Source organism: Methylotuvimicrobium buryatense, from assembly GCF_005931095.1.
GTDB lineage: Bacteria > Pseudomonadota > Gammaproteobacteria > Methylococcales > Methylomonadaceae > Methylotuvimicrobium > Methylotuvimicrobium buryatense.
In genome coordinates, this window is sequence record NZ_CP035467.1 from 389,544 (window position 1) to 404,956 (window position 15,413).

Sequence of the window (15,413 nt, forward strand, 5' to 3'; positions counted from 1 at the left end):
TTTTACTATGAGTATTATAAAAGAATTCAAGGAATTCGCGGTCAAGGGCAACGTAATCGACATGGCGGTTGGTATTATTATTGGCGCGGCATTCGGTAAAATCGTTTCGTCATTTGTCGGTGACGTGATCATGCCGCCAATCGGTATTTTGATCGGGGGCGTCGATTTTTCCGATCTGGCTATTGTGTTAAAGGAAGCCACGGAAGGTGCGGAAGCCGTCACATTAAGCTACGGTAAATTCATTCAAACATTGATCGACTTTACTATCGTCGCTTTTGCGATTTTCATTGCCGTCAAATTTATTAACAAGCTCAAGAGGCAAGAGGCGCCAGCGCCGGAAGTTGAGCCGGAACCTTCCAAAGAAGAACAACTATTAACCGAGATCAGAGATTTGCTCAAAGAGAAAAAATAAAAAACGCATAAATCTTTAAATCGAAAAGGGGATATTCAATCCCCTTTTTTTGTTTGAGGTTAACTCAGCTCTAACGTCGTTGCCATTAAGTTAAGCCGTCACAGAAATAAGTAATACTTGCATTCAGGCTCTAAATGAGTGTCAAAAGCTTGCCATCCACGGCGCTGGACTCCGCCACAAATCCGTATGGAACGGATTTGCATTTACCCGAAGGGCTCCGGGCAGGATAGCCCGGAGTGAATCCATGGCAAAATGACGGTCAGAAGCGCAAAAGGGAGTCTCAAATTAACCGAAGAGTGAGCTAAAAGATCTTTTGTTACGCAATAAGAAATAATCTATCAATAATTAATCCTATTGTTAACAATAAAACAACTCGGTATAGTTGCCCTCAATCCCATTTAATCCATACTCTTTCACTAGGATATTGCGAAATGACTGATTTTCAGAAAGATATCGCGCTCGGTCTGATGTTTATCATCGGAATTTTCGGATTCATTTCCGGAGCTTTTATCGTTTCAGCAATGACATTTGCCTCGGCCGCGATGTTTAGCATCATGTTCTCCAATCGCCGTATTCGCGATTGATTCTCCCTCTCGTTACCTTTTTTACCTCGTGTGTTGTTTTGCCGGAGCTTTATGCTCCGGCTTTTTTTTGTCCGCCGGAACCTGCAAAGCGGTTTAAGGAACGGGCATGAATTAAGTTAGGCAACCGACGCCTCGATTTTTGTTCGTATTCAAGGCGTCGGATTTTGATCTACGATGGTTATACTTCGCGCGAATGTGGCCGTGCGAAGTATATTAATATCCGTGATATTTTATCGTTAAAATAAGTTACGCATTTTTCGCTACGGAGCCACAATCATGTCGGGATTTTTCGCTACCATCAACCGTTTGAAATATATTCAACGCTGGGGGCTTAAACGTAATTCGATCAATGAAAACGTCAAGGAACATTCATTCGATGTCTGCGTGATCGCGCATTTATTATGCATCATCAAAAACGAGCTATTCGGCGGGGCGATCGACCCCGGCGAGGTCGTCTTGGCCTCACTTTATCATGACGCGCACGAAAGCATTACCGGAGATCTGCCGACGCCGATCAAAAAATTCAATCCCGGAATATTAAATCATTATAAGGACATCGAGTCGGTCGCCTCGCAGGCCTTAGTCGATACCTTGCCCGATGCGTTAAAAGACGATCTGTATAACTATGTCACCGAGTCCTGCGAGGAGTCGATTGCCGAATTGGTCAAGGCTGCCGATACGATCAGCGCCTATGTCAAATGCGTCGAAGAGACTCGGGCCGGCAATTTCGAATTTAAGGATGCCATGGACGACATTGAAATACGGCTCAACAAGATCGATTTACCGGAGGTCGATTATTTTCGGGAGCACTTTCTGCCGGCCGTGCATTTAACGGTGGATCAGCTATATCAAGGAGAATAATGTCGGTTAGCGGTTAGCAGCGATTCTATGTTTGTCCAATCGTTTCGATCAATCGCCAGAATTCGGCCTGTTGCCTAATTCCCAACACTTTTTGCGCGGCCTGCACGCCGGATACGCTGACGCCGTAGACGCCGCCGCCCGGCGAAGTCCAATGGCCGGCGAAATACAGCCCCGGCAGCGGCGATTGATTGGGGATACGAGTGGGGCCGACTTGACTCGGCGAGACGTCCCAGCCGTAGGCTGCGCCTTGAAAATTTTGCGTGTAGCGGCGCATTGTCGCCGGTGACCCGCCTTCAATGAACAAGATATGATCCTCAAGTCCGGGAATATACTTTCCGGCCAGTTTTAGCATCGCATCCATATAGCCCGGTTTGGCCTGTTGCCAGGACTCGGCTGCTTGAAAAGGCAGCAAGGTGGTCAGCATCAACAAGTGATGTCCGGGCGGGGCCAGGTTCGGGTCGACCAGCGTCGGCGCGGTAATACTGAGCCAAGTAATCTCGCCGTTGCAGGTCGCGGCAAAATTCTTCTCATGATCGAAGTCTTGGAAACAAAACGACTCGTGAGCCAATTTATGCTCGATGAGATCGATATCGGTCGCGATATAAACTGCGAAAATCGACAAAGAATGCTGCATTTTTTTGATGCGTTGAATATAACGCGGCGGAAAATGCTCTTCGCCGATCATCTCGCAAATCGTATGCCGGATGTCGGCATTGGCGATCACGACCGGCGCGGCAAACTTTTCATTTTTTACCTCGACACCGGCAATCCTTCCGTTTTCGATCAGAATTTTATCGACCGGCGCTTTGAAGCGGATCTCGCCGTCGTGCCGTGCGAGCCCGTCGACCAGCGTATCGGCCAAATGCTGGAAACCGCCCTTGCAGTAATAAGCGCCGTCGACCATGTAGCCGATCAACATCGTCGACCAATAGACAAAAGAGACTTCCGAAGGCGGCAAGCCAAGATAAGGCCAATTGCTTGCGAAGAGCCCCAGTAATTTCGGGTTGATGATGAATTCTCTTGCCACTTCGGCCAGGGTTGCTTTGCGGTATTTGCATAAGGCCGGCATCAAGCGATGCGCCTCGGCGAAATTAGTGCAGGCCATGATTTCATCGGCGACGGTGATTTCTTCAGCCACCTGCAGACATAAACGGGTCAAGTCGCGTAAACCCTGCCGTTCTTCCGGAAACAGCCGCCCCAGCCGTTCGCAAAACGCCTCGACCGATTGCGGCAAGGCGGCGACCAAACCCGGATAACGGGCATGGCTGAACGGGTCTATGTTGATGAACTCGATACGGTGTTCGACATCGAGCGCCTGTAACACCTTGTAGATGATTTGTCCGCCCCGGTAACCGTCAGGACCGCAGCCGCTGATCAAATGCACGCCGGAATCGAAACGGTATTTTTTGCGCTTGAAACCGTGCGCATAACCGCCGGGCCGGTCATGGCTTTCGAGTACCAACACCGACTTACCGGATTTCGCGAGCAAACCGGCCGCAGTTAAGCCTCCGATACCGCTGCCGATCACAATGACATCATAGTTCTTCACAATGAGTGCCGACTCCTAAGCATGTGTTTATACAGTAGGCCAATACCCGAAGCCGGTTAGCGTGGAAACAAAATAGCTTCATAATTTCTGGCGCCATGCAGGATATGGATGACCTCAATGAGGTTTTTATCGAGCCTATAAAAATCAAATAATCCCTGTGTAAGCAGCGTCTGATTCCATGTTGCTCATAGCGGGGTATTAGCAGGTAAGCTTTTGGCATGTCGAATAGTGCGGCGAAACGGCCCAACAATTCATCGACAAATGAAGCCGCCCGCGTGGGGTTATGAGAACGAATAAACCCACCTATCTCAATCAAATCGTTTTTGGCTGCATGCGTGATGACGACTTTCACGAGCCAAATCGGCCGTGCAGTTCTTGCCGGACAGTCTCAATGTCTTGTTTCCGTCCGTTTTTTGCGTCGGAAAGGCCTCTGGCTATCGCGGTATCGAGAGTGGTGAAGCTTTGGTTGCATTCAATCCAGTTACGCAGTGCTTCGCGGATAACTTCGCTGTTTGAGCTGTATATTCCGCTACCGACCTTTTCACGAATGATCTTCACCACTTCAGAAGGAAGCGGGATGGATATTTTTTCGGCTATTTGCATGGCGTACCTTTAGGAGTCGATGAAATAAGTAGTATTAAATACTACTTATTTTATGCTATCTGTACAATTCGCATTGGCTCATAGTGGAATCCTGGGAGCTAATTCAAGCCACCAACAATTCAACCAGACATTGTAAAACGCTTTGCCGCGTTTTTTTGTCATGAATAACTTCAAAAAAGCCCAGGTAGAGCAGTAGATATTCTTGAGTGATACCTTGATAAGGCCGCAACCAGGAACGTCGCAAAGACCAGAGCCATTCCATGGTGTTCGACGCCTGCCAAGCCAGATGAATCCGGATTATTTCCGCGCGCACCGTCCAGCCTCACGAGCGGCGCGTTTATGAGGGCTAGACAATAAAAGACGAGTACGTTTTTACCGTTGGCAAACGCGAGGCAGTCGTTGAGCAGTCCGGCAAAAACCGCATCACTATGTTTCTGGATGATGACATTCTCGCGGTATTCCGTGAGCGTGCCGCTCAAACCGGTAAAGGCTATCAAACTTTGATCAACGAAACGTTGCGTATCAGCCTGTCTCCGGAGCCGTCCCCTCATCGCTGAAATGTTACGGAAAATATTGCATGAGGAATTGCGGGCGGCATAATGCAACCGTAAAACGCAGCCAGGGAATCAAAGAACCTAAAATGTGAAGTGGTGTGACTCAGTGGTGATTCGATCATACCCTAGCTTAAATTATTTATACAAACTTCAAGGCTAATTCGGAACATCGAAAGCCTTGAGCGCTGTAGAGCCCTATGCAGCGAAGCGGAATACGGAGCAGGCGCGGCTTCGGCCGTCCCGGATTACGCTACACTCCATCCGGGCTACGCGTTTTGGAATTCGCGCCCCGCCGTTTTTGCAGCCAGCGGATAACGCCGGTGACGAACAACAGCGGACAAGCCAAGCCGGTCAGAAAGACCAGAATGCGTCCGGTTATGCCGAAAGCCTGGCCCGAGTGCAACGGCCATTGCCAATGCGTGAACACTTCGCCGGCCGTGCCGATCGCCGGATCGTCGACATCGAGCACCCGGCCGGAATACCGGTCGATCACGACACAAACCCGTTGTATCCAACTGCCCGGCCGATCGACATCGTCCTTGCAAACCGTATAGGTGTCTTCCGCGCCGGGCGCGCCGTAAATCCAATGCGGCCGCCCGTTCGGGTAGCGCTCATCTGCGATTGCGATAGCCCGATCCATCGCAATCGGCTCCAGGCCGTCGACCGGTACGGATTTAAACCAGTAACGGTAAGTCACCGGCGAAAACAGCTCCAGCACCGGCACGACATTATGCGGTAAAACCATGTAAATACCGGAAAACAGCACCGGCAGCATGATCAAAGCCGTATAAAAACCGGAAGTCTTGTGCAGGTCGTAATTCAAGCGCTCGCCGCTCGCACGGCGTTTGATCGTCAGCGCGTTGCGCCATTTGCCGGTCAAAGGCCACCAAACGATCAAGCCGGTCAGGACCGAAATGATCAATAACGCGGACGATAGGCCGACGATAACCGGACTGATGTCCTCCGGCAACAATAAATCGTAATGCAGCCTGAAAACGAATCCAATGAAAGTATGCGGCAGCCAGCGGCCTGATGACACCATCAAGCGTTTTCCGATTACTTCGGACGTGTAAGGATCGACATAAACCTGCCAGCTTTTATTGGCGTCTATGCCGGACGGTACCGAATAGGACAGTCGAAAGGCCGCTTCATCGTTGCGCGGATAGGTCGCGAAGGTATGGTTTGCATTGTTCGGCATGGCGGATCGGCCGGCGGCGAAAATCTCCGCGAGCGGTCGGTAAGCAGCCGTCCGTTCGGGCGGTTCGACCGTCAACAACTTCGGATTCAGCCATTCGTCGATTTCGGCATGGAACACCAAAATACTGCCGGTCAAACCGTAAATCGCCAGCAAAAAGCCTAACGTCAAACCCAACCACAAATGCACGTCGAGCCAGAGTTTGCGCCGGTTTTTGAGCCGATTCAGACGGGTATTGATGGGTCTTCTTGCCGAAGCGGCGAATTCGCCGCCGGGACGGTCGTTTTCGTTTTGTCTCATCATCTTCTATCGGTTGTGTGAATGAACGGACGTAGCCCGTATGCAGCGAAGCGGAATACGGGAATGGCGCGGCTTCGAACTTCCCGGATTGCGCTACGCTTCATCCGGGCTACGGCGCCATAAATCGCCGGCAAAAACCCTAACGCCAAACCCAGCCATAAATGCACGTCGAGCCAGACTTTGCGCCGGCTTTTGAGTCGATGCAGGCGGGTCTTGATGGGTCTTTTTGCCGAAGCGGCGAATTCGCCGCCGGGACGGTCGTTTTCGTTTTGTCTCATCATGTTCTATCGGATGTATGAATGAACGGTTGTAGCCCGTATGCAGCGAAGCGGAATACGGGAAAGGCGCGGCTTCGAACTTCCCGGATTGCGCTGCGCTCCATCCGGGCTACGGTGCTGATAGAATGAAATAACAGACGCGAATTAATACTCCAAGCGGATCGACCCCATTGCCGTCAAAGGCGCACCGGGATAGATGCCATTGCGTGGAGCGACGTTGGCATCCGGATCGGTCGACTCATAGTAGGTTTTGTTCAACAGATTGCGTATATTGAATTGCGCGGTCAATTTTGAATCGCCCACTTTCCACTGATAGGCAGTAAACGCGTCCAAACGCACATATCCCGGCAATTGAAAACTGTTTTCGTTATCGCCTTGCCGTTGTCCGGCGGCAAATGTTCCGATCCCGAAACTCAAACCATCCAATGGAGCATACCGCTTGACATCGTATCTCAACCAAAGACTGCCTGAATGCTCGGGCACATTGGTTAAACGGTTGCCCTCGTAGCCTTGAACTACGCCGTTTAAAGTCCGGTTATCCTTCGTGATCCGCGCATCGGTAAATGCATAACTGCCGATTACACTCAGTTCGTCTGTAATCTGGCCGAGCACATCCAGCTCGATGCCTTGACTGCGTTGTTCGCCGATGGCAACTCGGGCATTCGGATCGGATGCGGTCAAATCGGGCGTCAAAATGTTTTCCAAGGTCAAATGATAATAAGCCAGCGTAGCCGTTAACCGTTGATCAAACAGTTGAGTTTTGATTCCAGCTTCGAATTGTTCGCCGATTTGGGGGTCGAACGATTCGCCGGTCGCTGAAATACCGTTATTAGCACCGAACGATGTCGTCCAGTTACCGAACAGGCTGACCCATTCCCAGGGTTGATAGAGAACGCCTACTCTCGGGCTAAAACCTTCGTCTTTGCGGATCGCGGCCGGTAAAGCGTTTTCGGCCGCTTCGAACGAACCGGCACTACCTCTTCCGGTTTGCGCCCAGTCGTAACGTCCACCGCCCAGAATGTGCAGCTTATCCCAAAGCGTGATGTGATCATGGAAATACACGCCATGCCATTCGTTTTTGAACAGAGAAAAATTCCTTCCGCTTAGTTCGGTCGTGGAGACGGCATTACTAAAGACCGAAGGATCGATGCCGTAACTGGGTCCCGGGTTATAGATGTTGATATCCAGTGCCGGATTGGCGTTGTTATAAAATCCTTGTGTATTGTATTTCGAGAAGCCTCTGAAATAGTCATAACCCACTAAAATATCGTGCTGTGTGCCGCCGATAAAAAACTTGCCGGTCAAATCGAGATTGGTGGAGTAGGTTTCGTTATCGTTATGTTGAGAAAAAACGTTGCGTTGAAGTATCCCTGTGTTCGGATTCAATGCATTGCCGAATGCTGGCGTCGGATTGAGAAACGTTTCTTTTTGCTCACTGAAATTTGCTAGAAAACGGCTATGCACCGCCCAATCCTCATTAAATCGGTGATTCAGCTCCGTACTAACCAAAACTTTGTGTAAGCTGTCGAACGGATCGTTCGGATCGCCAAACGAACGTTCGATCGGTATATTAGCCGGGCGCTTGCCAAGCGCCGGTATACCATAATCCGCCTGATAATCCTGAGTGACACCCTCGACATTGAGGGTAATGTCTGTTGCGTCGGTAGGGCGCCAAGTAATGCTAGGTGAAATCAAGATTCGATCGTTCGATACGAAATCACGAAAAGATTCATTATTTTGATAAGAGCCGGTAAAACGGTAGAGCAGAGACTTATCGTCGGTAATCGATCCGGTCGCATCCCATTCGGTTCGATAAAAATTATAAGAGCCGAAGCGCTGTTCCAATGAATAATGCGGTGTATCCAACGGTTTTTTGATGTTGACATTGATCAATCCGCCCGGCTCGATGCGCCCGTATAAGATCGAAGCAGGCCCTTTGAGCACTTCCACGCTTTCAATATTAGCGCTATCGAATTCGGTACGAAATCCACCCGGTACTGCCAATAGTCCGTTGCGATAAACGGAAGGATTTCTAAAGCCGCGTACGATAAATCCGGTACCGGTTCCCATCGAGGATTGGGGGCGAACGCCACTAACGTTTTCCAATGCCTCCGTTATCCGGGTTACTTTTTGATCGTCCATTACGGTCCTCGGCACCACCTGCACCGAAACCGGTGTTTCCATAATCGGCGTATCGGTCTTCATCGCGGTACTGGCCGTCACCGCCGCGTACCCGTCCAAAGCCCCGCCGAGCACTTTCATATCCAACTGCTCCACCGGCCCGGTCCAGGGCTTTTCCTCCGGCTCGGCCTTGACCAGCTCGAACTCGCCGGCTTCAGCTAGAAGACTTTCGGTGCTGAATTCGGTGCGAGGTTTTTCGATGGTGAGCGCGCCGTCATCGGTCAAGCGGTAGCTCAAGCCGGTGTCGTGCAACATGATGTCGAGTGCTTGTTGCGGCGTGTAATTGCCGGTGACTTTGTGGGAGCGGGCTTGCCGGGCCGTGTCCGCGTGGTACAGCAGTTTGAGTCCGGCGCGGTCGGCCAGTTCGGTGAGTGCGCTGTCCAGCGGTTGCGAGGGGATATCGAAGGATTGCGGCGAGGCGAAGGCGGGTGTTTCGCTTGCCACGGCCGGCGCTGCGATGCTCCCGGCCAATAGTCCGGCCGCGACGGAACAGAGGCCGAACGCAAACTTGGCGCGGGAGCCTAAATGATCTTCATTATTTTCCATGTTTTCTCCTGATAAGGTCACGGCCTAAAGCGGCCTATTGCTTAAGACGGATCAGGAGGGAAAATCTTGTAACGGCAATCGCAAAAAAATTTTGTCGAAATGAATTTATCTTTTCGTAGCCCGTATGCAGCGCAAGCGGAATACGGGAAGGGCGTGGCTTCGGCATTCCCGGATTGCACTGCGTTTCATCCGGGCTACGGTGCTCAATGATCGTCAAACACCGCCGGTAAGTTCGGCGCATCCAGAACGCGCTCGGCCCAGATTTCGAGTTGTTCCGACGTGGCTTGATCGAGACGCCGTTGAATCGCGTCCGGTAATGGGCCGAAGCGTTTGATCAATAGGCGCTGAAGTAGTCCGGCTTTGCCTTCTATTTTTCCTTCCGCCTTCCCTTCGGCTTTCCCTTCTAATTTCCCTTCTAATTTCCCTTCCAATCTACCTTCCAATTTACCTTGCTCCAGAGCCAAGCGCTCTATCGACATCACATAAGTCATTGTTTCCGCCTCCAGTTGTTTGATTTCATCGGTTAATTGCCGTTCTAACTCATCCGGGAGCTGCATCAGCCAATCTATGACCCGTAACAGCTCCATAATATCCTGCCGCGCGTAATCGCGCGACAACAATAGCCGTATCAAACCGAATTTACTGACTTTCCTCGCGGTATCGTCTTGCCGGGTGCGATGCGCGTCCAATTGCGCCAACACCACTAGCGCAAACGGATTCGGACTGTTTTCCAGGTCGGTTCGACGGTCGTGCCAATCCTGTAAGCGGATGACCGGAAATTTAAAATCGATTTCGGTCTGCCACAAGGTTTGTCGGTAATGTCCAAGCTGCCGGGCCGAATTCCGGTCGGTCAGAATTGCGAAACTCGCGATGCGCCGATTCGGGTGACGGTCTTGCAGCCGATAATGATAGCGGTACATGCGGCGATTGAAGTGCCGGTCGGCTTTGCCTTGAATTTCGACATGGATCAGAACCCAGGTTTCGACGCCGCCGAGCGTAAATACCTTGACCAGCTTGTCGGTATGCCTGCGCCCGGATTCGGCATCCCGGACGATTTTTTGCAGTTCGGTATCGAGAAACTCATGCGGCCTGGACCAATCGATTTCGGCATGGGCGCCGGGAAACAACAACGCCATGAACTGGGGAAAATAATATTCGAGCGCCTCTTTCCAGGGCGAATCGAAGTCGTTCGATGGATCGGATGGTTGAGTCATGGGCTAACGGATAATTTTATCGGATTGAAAAAGTGTAGCATGTAGCCCGTATGCAGCGGAGCGGAATACGGGAACTGCGTGGCTTCGGCCTTCCCGGATTGCACTGCGTTCCATCCGGGCTACGGGGTCTACGGTTTCGGTATGCCGACCGTCACGGTCTTTGGGAATGCGAGGTCCATTGTGTCAAGTCGGTCACTTCGGTGTACGTTGGAGCAAAAGCCGTTTCGTAGCCCGTATGCAGCGGAGCGGAATACGGGAAGGGCGTGGCTTCGGCTTTCCCGGATTGCACTGCGTTTCATCCGGGCTACCATCGCCATCACTCGTGCAATATCGTCAACCACGGCGTTAACCGGGTTACACGGACCGGCAGCGCTGTTTCGATCATTGCGATCACGCCGTCCCGGTCGCCGGTCGGGAAGACGCCGGTGACCCGTAAATTCGGTAGATGGTTGCCTGCGACGATCATAGCTCCCCGGTAATAACGGTCGAGTTCGGCCACGACTTCGGACAACGGACGGTCTTTGACGATCAGCTTGCCGCGTTGCCAGGCCTTGACTTGATCGATATCGGCGGCGTTCACCGGCTCGAATCCTTGCGCTGTACCGAAGCGGGTTTGGTGGCCTTCCTCCAGGCGCAATGCTGGTTTGCCGCTTAAAACTGGCTCGATCTCGACGGCATGTTCCAATACGGTTACGCGGGTGGCCTCTCGCTCCGTGCGGACTTCGAACACGGTGCCGAGCGCGGTGACGGTGCAGTCATCGGTCTCGACCGAAAACGGCCGGTTCGGGTCGGGCTCGACGGTGAATAGCGCTTGCCCCCGCCGCAGCGTTATCGACCGTTCTTGTTCGTTCCAATTCAGCGCTATCGCTGTATCGGTATTCAACAGCACTTGACTGCCGTCGGCCAAAATGATCGTGCGCCGTTCGCCGACGCCGGTCCGGTAATCGCTGAAAAAGTAGTCGTGGAGGCCCAAAAATGGTAAAACCGCCGCCAACAAAAACAGTGCGGCCAGTCCCGAGAGTTTGGCCGTCGAAAACCGGGGTTTGACGGTTTCCAGCGGTTTGCCGGCCAGCGCTTCGCCCATGTCGAACCATAGCCGCTCGGCTTCCGCAAAGGCTTTTTCGTGCGCGGGACTGCGCGCGCGCCATTCGTGGGCGTTTTGCCGGTCCCATTCGGTCGCATTGCCGGAATGCAGTAAAATCAGCCATTCCAAAGCTCGGTCCGATAAGGCATGGATTTTCGATACGGGTTTTTTGGACATCAAAACGTTTCGAGAGTGGTTTAAATACTATGACGTATCACGAGAGGATTATCGGCAACGGATTTTACCCGATTCTAGCCGGGATTCGGGAAAAGTACGCCATTATCGGCAGGGCGGCCGGCAAAGTGCATGCCCAGCGAGAAAAAGGTCAATTTTGAACGCGGCCGCGGCAATGTTTCATCGCTCTTAGCAAATGCTTGGCAACCATGCTTTCCGACAGGTTCAACGCTTGCGCGATCTGAGCATGCGTATAACCTTCGACCCGGTTCAGATAAAAAGCCTGGCGGCATTTGTCCGGTAATTCGCTTAACGCTTGCTGCAGGATTTCAAGACGCTGCCGGGATTCCCAGCAGACTTCGGGCGACGCCAAATTGTCAGGTATGGCATGTAGGGTTTCTTCATCGGCTTCATGCGGCAACCGGTTGACGCTGCGCCGTTTATGGTCGATTACCAGATTGGCGACGATACGGAAGATGAAAGCGCGAGGGTTTTCGATGCATTCATTGCCGGATTGATGGGTCATCCGTAAAAAAGCGTCTTGCAGAATATCGGCGGCGATATCTTGCGATCCCAATTTACGCATGATGAAACGGTCCAACTCGTCCCGGTGTTCGGTGATCAATTCGGCAATATGTTGAGCGCTTGGTTTCAGCATTGAGAGTGGAGGAGGTGAAAATTATATGGTCATGGAATTTCCTATCGATTTACTAAGCATTTCTTGTGCCTGAGGTTGGGCGTTTGATTCGGCTGCGTGTATTTTCTTGCTGTTCCCGGTTTTTTGGTCTTTCCGAAGCTGCATTTAGGTCTTTATTTATTCGAAAAAATGCGGCATATCGCGCATTTGAGTGTGTGAAATAACCTATTTTTAATGCTTGACGGAACATTCCGTCATAGGTTTTAGGAAGAAGCGCAAGGCAAATTGTCGTTTAATAACAAGCCTGTTTTCGAACGGTTTACCCATTGCGCTGCGAATGGCTTGTTAATTGCTGTAAGCTTTAACCGTATGAATGCGGTTGAACCTCGTCAATCAATAATTTTCTAGTCTAAATGTTGGAATTCACTCCCAGCGAAGCGCAAGCCTTGATCGAACGGCACAGAGAGGAGTTGCACCGGTTTTTGGTGCGGCGAATAGCTTGCGCGGATACCGCGAACGACTTGCTGCAAGATATTTTTTTGCGCTTGATCAATCTTCATAGCGCCGAACCGATCGGCAATCCGCGTGCTTTCGCTTACCGCATCGCGGCCAATTTGGCGATCGATCATTTACGCAAACAACGCGAAACCGACGACATCGATGCCGATGAATACACACAATTGCCCGACGATACGGCCGGTCCCGAACGAATCGTTTTCGGCCGGCAGCAACTCGAGCTATGCGAACAGGCGCTAGAAGAATTGTCGCCGTTATGCCTTAAAATCTTCACGATGAGTCGCTTCGAAGGCTACAGTCACAAACAAATCGCCGAAGAACTGAATATTTCGGTGAGTTGGGTCGAAAAAAACATCATTCTCGCATTGAAGCAATGTAAAAAAGCCCTAAGCGATGCGTAATTCCGTAAGTTCGTATGCAGCGCGGCGGAATACGGGAAAGGTGCGGCTTCGATCGTCCCGGATTGCGCTACGCTCCATCCGGGCAACTTGCTCATAATTTGACGGCGGCGATTTTTAATCCGGGAATTTCTCGAAATAAGCACATCAATAATACGGTAAACTAACGCCCATTCGTCTTAATATTAAAAGGACATGTTTTTTTACCGCTTCATTATTCATCCGCCCATCCGATATGCTGCCAGATAACAACGAAACACTGGAAGACGAAGCGCTGGTCTGGTTGGCGCGCATGACCTCGGGCGAATTCGGTTTAACGCAAGAGCGCGAACTGGAGCGCTGGCTGGCGCAAGGCGAAAACCGGCGGCGGGCGCTCGCCGAGGCGTTCGATTTGTGGCAAGCCCTTGGCCGCTTACAGGACAGCAAAGTTATCGCCCGCTATTTGGATAAAAACGATGAGGCCGGTGCCGATAGCAAAAACCTCCCGGCCACGTTGAAAGCCGGTCCGAAACAGCCGAAGCCTGCCGGAAAAAAAAGGACCTCGCGATGGGCGTCGCTTGCTGTAGCGGCCTGCCTGATTGTACTGGTCGGCTGGTTAAATCCATACGCCGGTATTCAGCCTTGGCTGGCCGATTACCGTACCGCGATCGGGGCGCGGGAAACCGTGAAGCTGGCGGACGGTAGCCGGATCTATCTCAACTCCGGCAGCGCCTTGAATACCCTGTACACACCCGAGACGCGCCGGGTCGAACTGATTTCCGGCGAAGCCGAATTCGTGGTCGGCAAAAATCCCGGTCGGCCGTTTATCGTCACGGCCGGCGGCCATGAAATCCAAGCGCTCGGTACCGAGTTTATTGTCCGCAAGCAAAGCCGCGAAATCAGCGTCACGGTCGTCGAAAGCGCCGTGCAAGTCGCACAGCCCGATTATCCCTTCGGCGCCGTAGTGTTGCATCCGGGCGAGCAGGTTAGGGCGGTAGCCGGGCAACGGCCCGGTGCGGTGGTGCCGGTAAAACTCGAAAAAGTACGGGCCTGGCGAGACAATCGTCTGGTGTTCGAATCGGAACCCTTGGACAAAGTCGTCGAAGAAATCAACCGCTACCGTCCCGGCCGAGTGATTCTGGTCGACAAAACCTTGGCTGCGCACCGGGTCAGCGGCGTATTCGATATCGACCGAATCGACCGGATTTTAGCGGTCATTAGCCAAACTCTGCCGGTCAAATCGGCCGGCATCGGCAACTATGTGATGCTGTACTAGAGTAGCCTGGATGGAGCGTAGCGCAATCCGGGATAATCGGAGCCACGAACGCCCCGTATTCCGCTACGCTTCATACGGGCCACGGAACGACGAAACGACACTCTATCGATCGAGGTAATCAATGGCTTCATATCGCCGCAACCGCGTGGCAGGCGGCACCTATTTCTTTACCGTGACCTTGCAAAACCGGAACCGCTCGCTGCTTGTCGATTACATCGAAGTCTTACGGGAATCGGTTCGGGATGTGCGGCGCGAACACTCGTTTCATATCGAAGCTTGGGTCGTGCTGCCCGAACATTTGCACGCCATTTGGATCCTGCCGCCTGAAGATACAGACTATTCAATGCGTTGGAAACGGATCAAGAGGCAATTTACCAACCGGCTCGTCGAAGCCGGCGTAGCCGTGAAAAAGAACCGCAGGGGCGAATACGATCTATGGCAAAACCGGTTCTGGGAACATACGATCAGGAATGAATCCGACTTTACCCGGCATTTCGATTACATCCATTACAACCCCGTCAAACACGGGTTGGTAACTCGCGTCCGGGACTGGCCCTATTCGACATTCCACCGATATGTCAAAGCGGGAGTTTATCCGGTCGATTGGGGCGATGAATCACAACATTATGACGGCGACTACGGCGAATAATCCCGTATTCCGCTTACGCTTCATACGGGCTACCCAAGCGACCTCGTAGCTCGGATGGAGTGCAACGCAATCCGGGGCAATCGAAGCCACGAACTCCCCGTATTCCGCTGACGCTGCATACGGGCTACCCAAGCGACTTCGTAGCCCGGATGGAGCAACGCGCAATCCGGGACAATCGGGGCCACGAACTCCCCGTATTTCCCTACGCTTCATACGGGCTACGAAACCCTTCCCAATAAAAAAATAAAAAAAACAGTGCGGTACTTTATCACTTCTCCGTCTTATCAAAGACACCGTTCATTTTTCGATAAGCTTCAGGAGAAACCATGCATAAACGACACCGGCTTCAATTTACTGCCGCGCCGCTGTTCGCGGCCGCCCTATCGGGCTCGCTCGTATTTCCCGCCCCGCTCCATGCCGAGC

Annotated in this window: 18 protein-coding genes; 8 read left to right on the top strand and 10 right to left on the bottom strand. The window is 52.0% G+C overall.

The features are described from left to right. The first annotated feature begins 7 nt into the window (after positions 1-7). From mscL to yfbR, 3 genes are all read left to right on the top strand, one after another. Complete coding sequence (gene mscL / locus EQU24_RS01835) at positions 8-412, top strand: large-conductance mechanosensitive channel protein MscL (protein ID WP_017841143.1); 405 nt, start codon at positions 8-10, stop codon at positions 410-412. Between the two features lie 431 nt (positions 413-843). After that, complete coding sequence (locus tag EQU24_RS22195; RefSeq protein WP_017841142.1) at positions 844-996, top strand: hypothetical protein; 153 nt, start codon at positions 844-846, stop codon at positions 994-996. A 276-nt stretch (positions 997-1,272) separates the two neighbouring features. Then, a complete protein-coding gene (gene yfbR / locus EQU24_RS01840) occupies positions 1,273-1,857 on the top strand; it encodes a 5'-deoxynucleotidase (protein ID WP_017841141.1) in 585 nt (194 codons plus the stop codon). A gap of 25 nt (positions 1,858-1,882) precedes the next feature. Here the strand turns inward: yfbR and EQU24_RS01845 are convergent, their stop codons facing one another. The 4 genes from EQU24_RS01845 to EQU24_RS01860 all read right to left on the bottom strand — a co-directional run bounded on the left by EQU24_RS01845 (position 1,883) and on the right by EQU24_RS01860 (position 4,322). Further along, complete coding sequence (locus EQU24_RS01845) at positions 1,883-3,406, bottom strand: phytoene desaturase family protein (protein WP_017841140.1); 1,524 nt, start codon at positions 3,404-3,406, stop codon at positions 1,883-1,885. Then, a complete protein-coding gene (locus tag EQU24_RS23425; protein ID WP_201764861.1) occupies positions 3,393-3,758 on the bottom strand; it encodes a type II toxin-antitoxin system RelE/ParE family toxin in 366 nt (121 codons plus the stop codon). Before EQU24_RS23425 ends, EQU24_RS01845 begins: the two co-directional genes overlap by 14 nt. After that, positions 3,755-4,009: a type II toxin-antitoxin system ParD family antitoxin gene (locus EQU24_RS01855; RefSeq protein WP_017841139.1), complete on the bottom strand. Its 255-nt coding sequence runs from the start codon at positions 4,007-4,009 to the stop codon at positions 3,755-3,757. The genes EQU24_RS23425 and EQU24_RS01855 overlap by 4 nt, the downstream gene beginning before the upstream one ends. Before the next feature lie 103 nt (positions 4,010-4,112). Further along, positions 4,113-4,322, bottom strand: coding sequence for a hypothetical protein (locus EQU24_RS01860; RefSeq protein WP_138767064.1), 210 nt, complete (start codon positions 4,320-4,322; stop codon positions 4,113-4,115). A 40-nt stretch (positions 4,323-4,362) separates the two neighbouring features. Between EQU24_RS01860 and EQU24_RS23190 the strand changes: the two genes are divergently transcribed. Continuing rightward, positions 4,363-4,566: a BrnA antitoxin family protein gene (locus tag EQU24_RS23190; RefSeq protein ID WP_201764900.1), complete on the top strand. Its 204-nt coding sequence runs from the start codon at positions 4,363-4,365 to the stop codon at positions 4,564-4,566. A 247-nt stretch (positions 4,567-4,813) separates the two neighbouring features. On the opposite strand, the gene EQU24_RS01870 is transcribed toward EQU24_RS23190, so the two are convergent. From EQU24_RS01870 to EQU24_RS01890, 5 genes are all read right to left on the bottom strand, one after another. Next, complete coding sequence (locus EQU24_RS01870) at positions 4,814-6,058, bottom strand: PepSY-associated TM helix domain-containing protein (protein WP_017841136.1); 1,245 nt, start codon at positions 6,056-6,058, stop codon at positions 4,814-4,816. Beyond that, positions 6,058-6,339 carry a hypothetical protein gene (locus tag EQU24_RS22200; RefSeq protein ID WP_017841135.1) on the bottom strand — a complete coding sequence of 94 codons (282 nt, stop codon included), beginning with the start codon at positions 6,337-6,339 and terminating at the stop codon, positions 6,058-6,060. Before EQU24_RS22200 ends, EQU24_RS01870 begins: the two co-directional genes overlap by 1 nt. A gap of 141 nt (positions 6,340-6,480) precedes the next feature. Then, positions 6,481-9,063, bottom strand: coding sequence for a TonB-dependent siderophore receptor (locus tag EQU24_RS01880; RefSeq protein WP_017841134.1), 2,583 nt, complete (start codon positions 9,061-9,063; stop codon positions 6,481-6,483). A 203-nt stretch (positions 9,064-9,266) separates the two neighbouring features. Further along, on the bottom strand, positions 9,267-10,277 hold the full coding sequence (locus tag EQU24_RS01885) for a DUF4351 domain-containing protein (RefSeq protein ID WP_017841133.1): 1,011 nt from the start codon (positions 10,275-10,277) through the stop codon (positions 9,267-9,269). A gap of 316 nt (positions 10,278-10,593) precedes the next feature. Continuing rightward, positions 10,594-11,538 (bottom strand): FecR family protein, encoded by a 945-nt coding sequence (locus EQU24_RS01890; protein ID WP_017841132.1) that lies wholly within the window; start codon positions 11,536-11,538, stop codon positions 10,594-10,596. 29 nt (positions 11,539-11,567) lie between these two features. Here EQU24_RS01890 and EQU24_RS23195 point away from each other — a divergent pair, with 29 nt between their 5' ends. Next, entirely contained in the window at positions 11,568-11,696 is a 129-nt protein-coding gene (locus tag EQU24_RS23195; RefSeq protein ID WP_017841131.1) for a hypothetical protein, read from the top strand. Here the strand turns inward: EQU24_RS23195 and EQU24_RS01895 are convergent. Beyond that, positions 11,687-12,193, bottom strand: coding sequence for a sigma-70 family RNA polymerase sigma factor (locus tag EQU24_RS01895; RefSeq protein ID WP_017841130.1), 507 nt, complete (start codon positions 12,191-12,193; stop codon positions 11,687-11,689). The two genes, EQU24_RS23195 and EQU24_RS01895, sit on opposite strands and share 10 nt — an antisense overlap. 392 nt (positions 12,194-12,585) lie before the next feature. Between EQU24_RS01895 and EQU24_RS01900 the strand changes: the two genes are divergently transcribed. The 3 genes from EQU24_RS01900 to EQU24_RS01910 all read left to right on the top strand — a co-directional run bounded on the left by EQU24_RS01900 (position 12,586) and on the right by EQU24_RS01910 (position 14,990). Further along, complete coding sequence (locus EQU24_RS01900; protein WP_017841129.1) at positions 12,586-13,089, top strand: RNA polymerase sigma factor; 504 nt, start codon at positions 12,586-12,588, stop codon at positions 13,087-13,089. 232 nt (positions 13,090-13,321) lie between these two features. After that, entirely contained in the window at positions 13,322-14,341 is a 1,020-nt protein-coding gene (locus EQU24_RS01905) for a FecR family protein (RefSeq protein ID WP_017841128.1), read from the top strand. Between the two features lie 121 nt (positions 14,342-14,462). Beyond that, positions 14,463-14,990 carry an REP-associated tyrosine transposase gene (locus EQU24_RS01910; protein ID WP_017841127.1) on the top strand — a complete coding sequence of 176 codons (528 nt, stop codon included), beginning with the start codon at positions 14,463-14,465 and terminating at the stop codon, positions 14,988-14,990. Positions 14,991-15,413: the final 423 nt, after the last annotated feature.

What these genes read in the sequence shown, in the direction of transcription:
- mscL (WP_017841143.1), top strand. Translation starts at nt 8, where the DNA reads ATGAGTATTATAAAAGAATTCAAGGAATTCGCGGTCAAGGGCAACGTA.
- EQU24_RS22195 (WP_017841142.1), top strand. Translation starts at nt 844, where the DNA reads ATGACTGATTTTCAGAAAGATATCGCGCTCGGTCTGATGTTTATCATC.
- yfbR (WP_017841141.1), top strand. Translation starts at nt 1,273, where the DNA reads ATGTCGGGATTTTTCGCTACCATCAACCGTTTGAAATATATTCAACGC.
- EQU24_RS01855 (WP_017841139.1), bottom strand. Translation starts at nt 4,009, where the DNA reads ATGCAAATAGCCGAAAAAATATCCATCCCGCTTCCTTCTGAAGTGGTG.
- EQU24_RS01870 (WP_017841136.1), bottom strand. Translation starts at nt 6,058, where the DNA reads ATGAGACAAAACGAAAACGACCGTCCCGGCGGCGAATTCGCCGCTTCG.
- EQU24_RS22200 (WP_017841135.1), bottom strand. Translation starts at nt 6,339, where the DNA reads ATGATGAGACAAAACGAAAACGACCGTCCCGGCGGCGAATTCGCCGCT.
- EQU24_RS01880 (WP_017841134.1), bottom strand. Translation starts at nt 9,063, where the DNA reads ATGGAAAATAATGAAGATCATTTAGGCTCCCGCGCCAAGTTTGCGTTC.
- EQU24_RS01885 (WP_017841133.1), bottom strand. Translation starts at nt 10,277, where the DNA reads ATGACTCAACCATCCGATCCATCGAACGACTTCGATTCGCCCTGGAAA.
- EQU24_RS01890 (WP_017841132.1), bottom strand. Translation starts at nt 11,538, where the DNA reads ATGTCCAAAAAACCCGTATCGAAAATCCATGCCTTATCGGACCGAGCT.
- EQU24_RS23195 (WP_017841131.1), top strand. Translation starts at nt 11,568, where the DNA reads ATGACGTATCACGAGAGGATTATCGGCAACGGATTTTACCCGATTCTA.
- EQU24_RS01895 (WP_017841130.1), bottom strand. Translation starts at nt 12,193, where the DNA reads ATGCTGAAACCAAGCGCTCAACATATTGCCGAATTGATCACCGAACAC.
- EQU24_RS01900 (WP_017841129.1), top strand. Translation starts at nt 12,586, where the DNA reads ATGTTGGAATTCACTCCCAGCGAAGCGCAAGCCTTGATCGAACGGCAC.
- EQU24_RS01905 (WP_017841128.1), top strand. Translation starts at nt 13,322, where the DNA reads ATGCTGCCAGATAACAACGAAACACTGGAAGACGAAGCGCTGGTCTGG.
- EQU24_RS01910 (WP_017841127.1), top strand. Translation starts at nt 14,463, where the DNA reads ATGGCTTCATATCGCCGCAACCGCGTGGCAGGCGGCACCTATTTCTTT.